The organism is Humidesulfovibrio sp. (assembly GCF_030689645.1).
Lineage (GTDB): Bacteria > Desulfobacterota > Desulfovibrionia > Desulfovibrionales > Desulfovibrionaceae > Humidesulfovibrio.
In genome coordinates this window covers 1-8156 of sequence record NZ_JAUYFU010000060.1, presented here as the reverse complement: position 1 = coordinate 8156, position 8156 = coordinate 1, and the positions used below count along the sequence as shown (strand labels likewise).

Sequence of the window (8156 nt, the reverse complement as noted above, 5' to 3'; positions counted from 1 at the left end):
GATAAGTCCGAATGGAGTACGATAATGATCGCTCACTATGCCAGAGAGCGCACCGAATTTATGCTTCCCAGCATGAATCTCCTCTGATTGATGTGCCAGAATGTAATGCTGGTGAAACTCGTATACGCCAAAATCGAATGTAAAGCGCTTCATGCTGTCGCCTTTGTGTTCAGCGATTGGCATGTTCATTATGCGAGCCTGGAGCTGGTTGCCTGTTTTTAGGTCAACCTTTGCCGATCCGGGCAGGACATGACAACCGCGACTTCGCTCGCCACGGACAGTCTTTGGCTTCATTCAACGCTTTTTGCGTCTTTGAGGGTTAATTTCTGCAACTTGCCCAAATAGAACCATGCAATCGATTGACAACGCATGTTTTATTTTACGTAGTTGATGCCATTGGTATGTTGTCTTGTCAAACGTCATGGTGGATTTAGTGAGCAACCGGCCGATTTTCTGTCAGTAAAAGCTTGAGGGAGTGAACCCCACCGAAGAAGGTGAAGCCATAAGGGAGTGGTGATTATTCGAGGTGTAGTTGGGCGGCGCCCTTCGCGAGGCTTGACCCGCTCCGGTATGCTTGGTCGCGAGAGGCACGACCTCTGCTAGCAGAACAGTATACGCTTGATGGGTGTGTTCGTGCATGTGATCCTTCTGCTTCTGCTCCTTTTCCTTCTTCTGCTTTGGCAGAGCAGGGGGCGGCAGTATGCGCCGACGGTGCACCAGCACCAGCTCGGGGGCCTTGTCCAGGTCTGCGCTCGCACGTCCTTGCGGCCATTGAGTGCAGCCAAGGCGCAGGCGGTGAGGCGCAGGGCGTGCGTCAGGCCGGTGTAGGCACCACAAGCCTCCAAGCACAGCTCCGTACCTTCCCGTAGAAGCGAAGTCTGGATGCGCACCAGGGGCAGGGCGTGACGGGCCTCCACAATGGCGCGTGCCATTCGGCATTGCCTTTCAGCCAATTGGGCAGCAAAGTCGGCTGGATCGGCGTCGAAGGATTCTCGGCGGCGCGGCACTTTCCTCCGAGTTCGTGGAGATTACGTGCCAATGATGCCAGGGTTTTGGTTTTGCTCTCTTTCGCGCGGTGTTGCTTCTGGTGGCACTGGCTGACCCCGCATCACAAGCATGCGCAGGGACAGAGTAAGCAGACGGCCTTGTGATTCTGTTGCTAGGCGATTCAGGTCTGTGCGAAGTTACAGATGTTGACCATGGCCCTGGCTGCGGTCATTCGTGTGACAGTGACAAAAGGCTGGGTATCCGGTGACTTGTGCGGTGCGTTGCTCGGTTTTCTGCGTACGAAACAAAACAACCCCGGACGCTCTTTCCGGGGTTGTCTTTGAAATTCTTGATGTTTTGGACTTGTCTGGATGATCTTGGATGGACTGATGGTGGAGGCGGAGGGAGCAGCACCTTCGGCTGTGCATCGCACCTACATCACTCGCTTTCCTTCGGTGTGCCCTTGGCCGGGGCCTCTGTCGTGTGCAAAGATGTACCGGACGATTTGATTGACTGCAAGGGAATCGAATCATGGTCCCTGCAAGGAAGTTGTCTCGGTTCGCCGTGGTCCTTACTGGGTGAGGGGGTAGGCTTGCCTGGGCGGGAGGATACCTGTAAAAGGCCACCCATGACGATACCCAACATGACACTCGTAGACCTCTTCGCTGGTGCAGGGGGCCTATCCTGTGGCCTTGAAATGGCTGGATTTCGTCCTTTGCTGGCGCTGGATGCCAACGCGACCTACCTCTCCACATATTCGCATAACCATCCTGGCGTTCCCGTTGTCGCCAATGACATCCGTGAGCTTGATGCTGCCGAGGTAAAGAAGCTGACCGGGCTTGCTCCTGGTGAGCTTGACCTCATGGCTGGTGGGCCACCCTGCCAGGGGTTCTCCATCAATGCGCCCATACGGTCCTTGGATGACCAGAGGAACCACTTGTTCAAGGAATACCTTCGGATTGCTGAAGTCCTGAAGCCCAAGGTTATCTTGATTGAGAATGTTCCTGGTCTTGTCTCTCTGGGGCGTGGCACGGTTGTGGAGGCCATCCTCAAGCATTTATGCGGCATGGGGTACGCAGTTGGGTACAAGATTCTGTTCGCCGGACATTACGGCGTTCCCCAGCTTCGATTCAGGATGGTCTTCATTGCGCTACGTGATGGAGGGGAGGTCGTTTTTCCCTCACCTACCCACGATGCCGAAGCGGTGGCGAATTTCGCAGGTTCTCGTGAGTTGTGCCAGCGAATCCTGCCTCTGCTCAACACGGACCTGAAGCCCATGACCACAGTTTGGGACGCTATTTCTGACCTTCCTCCCCTGGCCCCTGGGCAGTCTCTCGAAGTGTGCGACTACCCCATTGCACCTCAATCTTCGTATCAAGAGGTGCTGAGGGAAGGTTCGACCGTACTGACCAACCATGCTTGCGCGAAACTGGGAAAGGCGAACCTGGAGCGGCTCCAACACATTCCCCAAGGCGGCAGTTGGAGGGACATTCCCTTTGACATGTTGCCCGCTGGGTTGAAGAGGGCGCGCCGTAGTGACCACACCAAACGCTATGGGAGGCTCCACCCCGATGAGATGTGCTCGACCATCCTGACCAAGTGTGACCCTCACTGGGGCAGTTTTTTTCATCCCTTTCAGGACCGAGCATTGTCCGTGCGTGAGGCTGCGCGCATCCAATCTTTTCCAGACCGTTACCACTTTCTTGGCGGCTTGACGCAGCAGTACGAACAGGTTGGGAACGCTGTGCCGCCACTTTTGGCGAAGGCTCTCGGCATTCAAATCCGGAGGTTGATGCATCAATGACCCGCGCAACCCGCACTCTTGTTGAGGTTTTTGGCTTTTCACCTCTGGACACTACTCCGACTGCAAGAAAGTTCTGGCACTTGTCCGCCTGTCCCTTCATTGGGAAGGCTTGCAACAAAACGAATCATGACAGCACCATTTGTTATGGAACGTGCTCGGTCGGCAACACTGGCGAGAACACCATCATCTGCCCCAACAGATTTTATGCGAATGGGTATTCCACCATTGCCAGTGTGGCAAAGGATGCCTTTGGAGACATCCCGTTCATGCTCTTTGATGCCTATATTCAGCGTCCAGAAGATGCTGGGGATTGCGTTGTTGCACTGGGGCAGAACTCTGGGCGTGAGGTTCAAGTCAAAGACCTGTCGATGGACTGGGTGCTTGCCAAGATTTCTCAAGGTAGATTGATTGAGTACGTTGGCCTTGAGGTGCAGAGCATAGACATTACTGGGAATTACCGGGATGCATGGTACGCTGCCAGGGATATGGCCAGCGTGGTGCCACCTTCTCAGCACGGCTTGAATTGGGCCAATGTCCACAAACGTCTTATCCCCCAAATTATCCGGAAGGGACTTGTTTACTCGCGCTCAAAGTTTGTGAAGAAGGGGATGTACTTCATCGTCCCTGAAGCCGTATACAAGCGCTTTGAGAACATCCTGGGCAAGGACATGCCTGTGGTGCCCGCTTCACACGAGACGCTGACAGTGATGACCTACAACCTTGGCGTGGACCAAGGGGCAGGGAAGATGCGCGACCTTGTGCTGGTACGGTCTGCGACGGTCACGCTCGACGATTTCTCGGCACGGTTCGTTTCTGGTCCCAACCTCCCGTCTGGTGATGCGTTGGATGACAAGATTCGGCAACTGCTTGCGGTCCGATGACGCTCTCTTAAGGAGCCACCTTCCTCCTCCTTTATTCAACTTTGAGGGCCGCAAAGTCCGAGGGGTGTTCCGTGACAGGGATGCCTGCTCGTGGTTTCTGGCGATGGACTTCTGCAAAGCCACTGGTGCGTATATGCGGACCACCGGAAAAGCCAACACTCCTGCATTGGTTGAATACCTCGGTGCAGATGAGGTCCGGGGCATAGATGCCACTATTCGTAGTACCTCATTCGGGCGTGGGAGGGTAAAGTCTATTTTCTCTGGCTCTCTAGCTTCTCGAACTCCTTCAGCTTCGAGGCAGGAACATAGCCGTTTGGGCACATCTCCGCCGCCTTGCGCTCCCACTCCTCGTGCTCTTCCTCTACTCGTTTAGCTTCGGCTGCAAGATGGTCACTCCCTTCAAGGCTCAAGGCCATTCGAAGGATGCGTGTCTCAATGGGTTTGCGTAGGTTTGCGACAGATACCCAGTTGACGAGAGCTAGACCGCCATACACGTAGATGCAAGCGGAGTCGGATTCGATGCCGAGTCCCTTTGGCCTGGGGTAAAACCCAAAGAATAGTATCATGCCGAGCATCAAGAGGTAACCGAATGTCTCTCCGTCCACCTTCTGCGCTTCCAGCTTGGTGTTTACAAGCACGACGTACGTGTACATGAAGTTGGATGCTGTTGCTGCAAGGGCAAGCATGAACCACGACCATCTGTTGAACATTTCAAAGCCGAAGCCGATACGGTAGTACTCCATCTGCCCCAAGTAGAGATACGGCAGCAGCACTGAGAGCACGTTCCCGACGAAGGTGAGTCCCAGGACTTTCAGAATGTGCTGTTTGTCGGTCTGTTTCGGCATCGCAAGAACTCCTTTTCCCAAGGATGTACACCGGGTTGGGCTTCTGCGTCCACAAAGAATGTGGTGGGTGTTTACTCAATGACCGAAGGCTTCGGATTTCCGCCGAGCCTAGAACCCGATTCTTCCAGCCCCAGCACTGCCCGAATCTTCGGCCCAGTGACAGGGTTTATGAATGCCCTGCCGAAGTTGGCCTCGTTGAGCATCCGGAGGAGGTCGTTATTTGTTCTGCCGATGCCAGCGTACTCGACATGGTGGTCGGCAAGGATTTCACATACCTCCCGAAGCTGCTGTTCCGTCACCTCGACTCTGGTTGGTGGGAGCTTCGGCATCCGGGCCTTGTGCATCTGCCCGAACTCATAGTGGCCCCGAAGAAGCCGCTGGAGGTCTGGAGAGAGGCGCGGGTCGGTGGGGCTGCTAAAGCTGAACAAGGATGCCTCGTGAGTCGCCTGGACTGTCACGAGGTCCGGGTTATCGCTTCCAGTGACCTCCAGCCATGCCTTCGTGAGGTAGGTCGTGGCATCTCCCAGAGTGCCGCCTGTGCCTGGGTCGCCGAGAAGATGGAGCGTCAGTACCGGTCTGGCATTCATACTGAACTCCAGCTTCCACCGATAGAAGAACCAGCCATCGGGGTATTTGCGCTTGAGGCGCATCCTGAACAGCTGGAGGAACTTGTCGAGCGAAGGCTTGCCGCGAAGGTCCAGCCGCCATCTGCGAGAAGGTCCGTCGAACTCCTCCTCCTGTTCATGGAACCACTTGAAGCGCGAGAGGTCGAACAAGCAGAAGGCTTCCAGGGCTGGCGGAGCCTGGAGACTGAACAGCAAGTCGTCCAAGGTCTTTTTGCGCGATGCCGCTGCACGAACCGTTTTGATGCCCTTGGCCTGAGCCTTGGTCGGCTTGCTGGCTGGTGATGCGGGGAGTGGCGAGGGTTCAGGTTCACCAGCAAGGGGCCGGAAAGGACGTTGTCCAGTACCGCCGATGGGGGCGTAACTGATTGGGCCAAGTCCAGAGGATGGAATGGTTATGGCGTGGGTGGGTAAGGCTGTAGGCATGGGTGTCGGTGTGTCCTTCAAGGTCGCTCTCGCTCCTCTCGTCATGGCTTCGCAGTCCATCAGGCCGTGGCATCCTGCGGGATAGGCTTCAGGTGTTCCGGGGGCTTGCTGGCGGCAACTTGTACATGTAGACATACCTGTGAAGCAAGCAGCAGCAACACTTACGGAGCATATCGTTAATCCCTCAGTACTTAAATAAAGGACGCAGCACCCCAGGTCAAGCTGAAATCAATCAGGAGGTTTCTGCGGTCAGATGTGGATGCTTCCTGTTCACATACCTCCCACATGCTCCGGGTGTTGACCCTCGTGGCCCTCTTCGGCACTGTGGGTCAATCTCACGAAGGAGGAGCGGGCATGTCTGACGAATGGGCAAAGACAGCGGGCAAAGGGATTGATGCGGGGCGAGAGCTTGGGCAGTTCCTCGCGCCAATCGTCAAGGCTCCACTGGAGAACGCAATGGGCATCGTTGCTGATAAGCTGGCCTACATGCGGTGGGAGCGCCAGCAGCGACTGATGAAGCGGGCGCATGAGTTCATGCTTGAGCAGGGGATAGAACAGCCAACACGTGCTGTACCGATGAACATTGCAATCTCCCTCATGCAAGCAGCTTCGATGGAAGAAGATGACGTGCTTCAGGACACATGGGCAAGGCTCTTGGTGAATGCCATTGACGCCGACAGTGGTGTCGATGTGAAGCGCAGCTTTGTCAGCATACTCAGTGAGTTAACTCCAGTGGAGGTACGTATCCTTCATCTGATGCATGAAGGGAGTGAAAGAAATCCTTTAGAATCCTTCTACACCTATGCCCTGCCTGACAGTTTGATGCCGTATCCAACCAAAGTTCCAATCCCAAAGGAAGTTCAGGTAGTTGAAGAAAATGTGCACGTTGCCCTTTGGAACTTGGTGAGGCTTGGATGCATCTGCTCCCATGCCATAGAGCAGCAAGTTGTTCACTTGGTTTCCTTGACTGCACTTGGGAGGGCCTTTGTTAAAGCCTGTACCCTTAACCCGAAGTCCTGATTCCGCCGCAAAAATCTGAAGGGCCAACGTCATGTGTCTGAGTGGGCGTGTGTCCCCCTGCCGGGGTCTTGTTCTGCCTGTGGTCCTGGCTGATTCCAGAGCAAGGGCATCTCAAGCGGCAGTCCTTCAGTACACTGCAAGCCTCCATCTGCCACACTATGTGCCACAGTAGTCCTGCAACCATTGGTATGACTACACGACCTCCGGATTTTTAGTCCGCTGTTCCTTAACTAGTTAAGTGAAATGTACACAAATCTACAGAAATCTGTTGTTGACGTTCCCCGGATGTGCTGATAGCCAATGGCTCAAGGCCAATCGACACTCGCCAGGGAGGCAGGATGAGCACATATACCACGGCAGCATATGGCTACGTGAGGGTCAGCGGGAAGGGGCAGCTTGATGGTGATGGTTTCGCTCGACAGGAAGCGGCCATACACGCCTACGCTAAGGCTCACGGCATCAAGCTGGTCCGCATCTTCAGGGAGGAAGGAGTCTCTGGGACCGTCGAGGTACGCCCTGCCCTGGCAGAGATGCTGGTATCACTGGAGCAGAATGGGCATGGCATCAAGCTGGTCATCATAGAGAAGCTGGATAGGCTGGCCCGCGACCTGATGGTGCAGGAAGCCATTATTCACGACTTCAAGAAGGGCGGCTTCAGCCTGATGTCCGTCATGGAGGGTGCCGACCTACTGGAGAACGATGCCTCTCGTAAGCTCATTCGCCAAGTGTTCGGTGCCATTGCGGAGTATGACAAGACTATGACCGTGGCGAAGCTCAAGGCAGCAAGAGATAGGAAGAGGGCCGCTACAGGGCGTTGTGAGGGCCGCAAGGCATTCACCAAGGAGACAGTTCCGGCTGCTCTCAAGGAAGCCCTGGAGTCCATCAAGAAGTTGCGCCATGCCAATCCAGGCCAGAAGAGGATGCCATACCCGGAAGTGGCCCAAGCACTGAATGCGATGGGGCTGCGGACTGTTCAGGGCAAGGAATACTCTGGGGCGAATGCTCAAATCTTGTGGCAGAGGTATCGGAAGCTCATTTGATGGTCTGGGAGTGAGCAAGGAATATTGCTTCTTTCGTTTCAGCCTATCTGTTCTTTTCCACTGGGCATCTACCAATCTCAATTGCTGCACTGAGAGTAACAAGTGAATCATTTCTGTTGTCTAGCTTGGCGTATGTGGTATGCTTGCAAAGTCTATACGCCACAATCAACGCCAAACATGCAGGAGAGTCCACCATGCTTATTGCTATGCCTGAATCCATTGCGTCCGATATTCCTTTCTCTGACCGCTACGCCTTGCACGAAATGGAAGTCCTCCCAGGCCGCAGCATCTACACCCAGCCGATGAAGGACATTCCGAAGGGCGTGTTCTTGACCTGGGAGCAGCTCACCGATGACCAGCGGGCGAAGTTCATGGACGCCCATGCCGAGCTTGCCAAGGCTGCAACCAAGCTGCGGACCATGTTCGTGGAGGAGTTCGCCAACACGATGGACACGTGTCTGGGGTGATGTACCACCAAGCCACGGTCAACGCTGCGGAGGCCCCTTGGAAGCGATTCTGGGGGGCTTTCT

General features: G+C 55.0%; 8 protein-coding genes. 5 read left to right on the top strand and 3 right to left on the bottom strand.

The window, feature by feature from the left end; genetic code table 11:
• On the bottom strand, window positions 1-189 hold a 189-nt coding region (locus tag Q8O35_RS09285; protein WP_305572532.1), incomplete at its 3' end, for a hypothetical protein.
• A 1426-nt stretch (window positions 190-1615) separates the two neighbouring features.
• Here Q8O35_RS09285 and Q8O35_RS09280 point away from each other — a divergent pair.
• Complete coding sequence (locus tag Q8O35_RS09280) at window positions 1616-2791, top strand: DNA cytosine methyltransferase (protein ID WP_305572530.1); 1176 nt, start codon at window positions 1616-1618, stop codon at window positions 2789-2791.
• On the top strand, window positions 2788-3672 hold the full coding sequence (locus tag Q8O35_RS09275; RefSeq protein ID WP_305572528.1) for a NotI family restriction endonuclease: 885 nt from the start codon (window positions 2788-2790) through the stop codon (window positions 3670-3672). The genes Q8O35_RS09280 and Q8O35_RS09275 overlap by 4 nt, the downstream gene beginning before the upstream one ends.
• Before the next feature lie 251 nt (window positions 3673-3923).
• On the opposite strand, the gene Q8O35_RS09270 is transcribed toward Q8O35_RS09275, so the two are convergent.
• Together Q8O35_RS09270 and Q8O35_RS09265 are read right to left on the bottom strand one after the other, a co-directional pair.
• On the bottom strand, window positions 3924-4517 hold the full coding sequence (locus Q8O35_RS09270) for a hypothetical protein (RefSeq protein ID WP_305572526.1): 594 nt from the start codon (window positions 4515-4517) through the stop codon (window positions 3924-3926).
• 71 nt (window positions 4518-4588) lie between these two features.
• A complete protein-coding gene (locus Q8O35_RS09265) occupies window positions 4589-5347 on the bottom strand; it encodes a hypothetical protein (protein WP_305572524.1) in 759 nt (252 codons plus the stop codon).
• A gap of 573 nt (window positions 5348-5920) precedes the next feature.
• On the opposite strand from Q8O35_RS09265, the gene Q8O35_RS09260 reads away from it, so the two are divergent.
• The 3 genes from Q8O35_RS09260 (at window position 5921) to Q8O35_RS09250 (ending at window position 8093) form a co-directional block, all read left to right on the top strand.
• Window positions 5921-6586 carry an Abi-alpha family protein gene (locus Q8O35_RS09260; protein ID WP_305572522.1) on the top strand — a complete coding sequence of 222 codons (666 nt, stop codon included), beginning with the start codon at window positions 5921-5923 and terminating at the stop codon, window positions 6584-6586.
• Window positions 6587-6924: 338 nt separating this feature from the next.
• Complete coding sequence (locus tag Q8O35_RS09255) at window positions 6925-7626, top strand: recombinase family protein (protein WP_305572520.1); 702 nt, start codon at window positions 6925-6927, stop codon at window positions 7624-7626.
• 194 nt (window positions 7627-7820) lie between these two features.
• Window positions 7821-8093, top strand: a complete 273-nt coding sequence (locus Q8O35_RS09250; protein ID WP_305572518.1) for a hypothetical protein — start codon at window positions 7821-7823, stop codon at window positions 8091-8093.
• Window positions 8094-8156 lie beyond the last annotated feature (63 nt).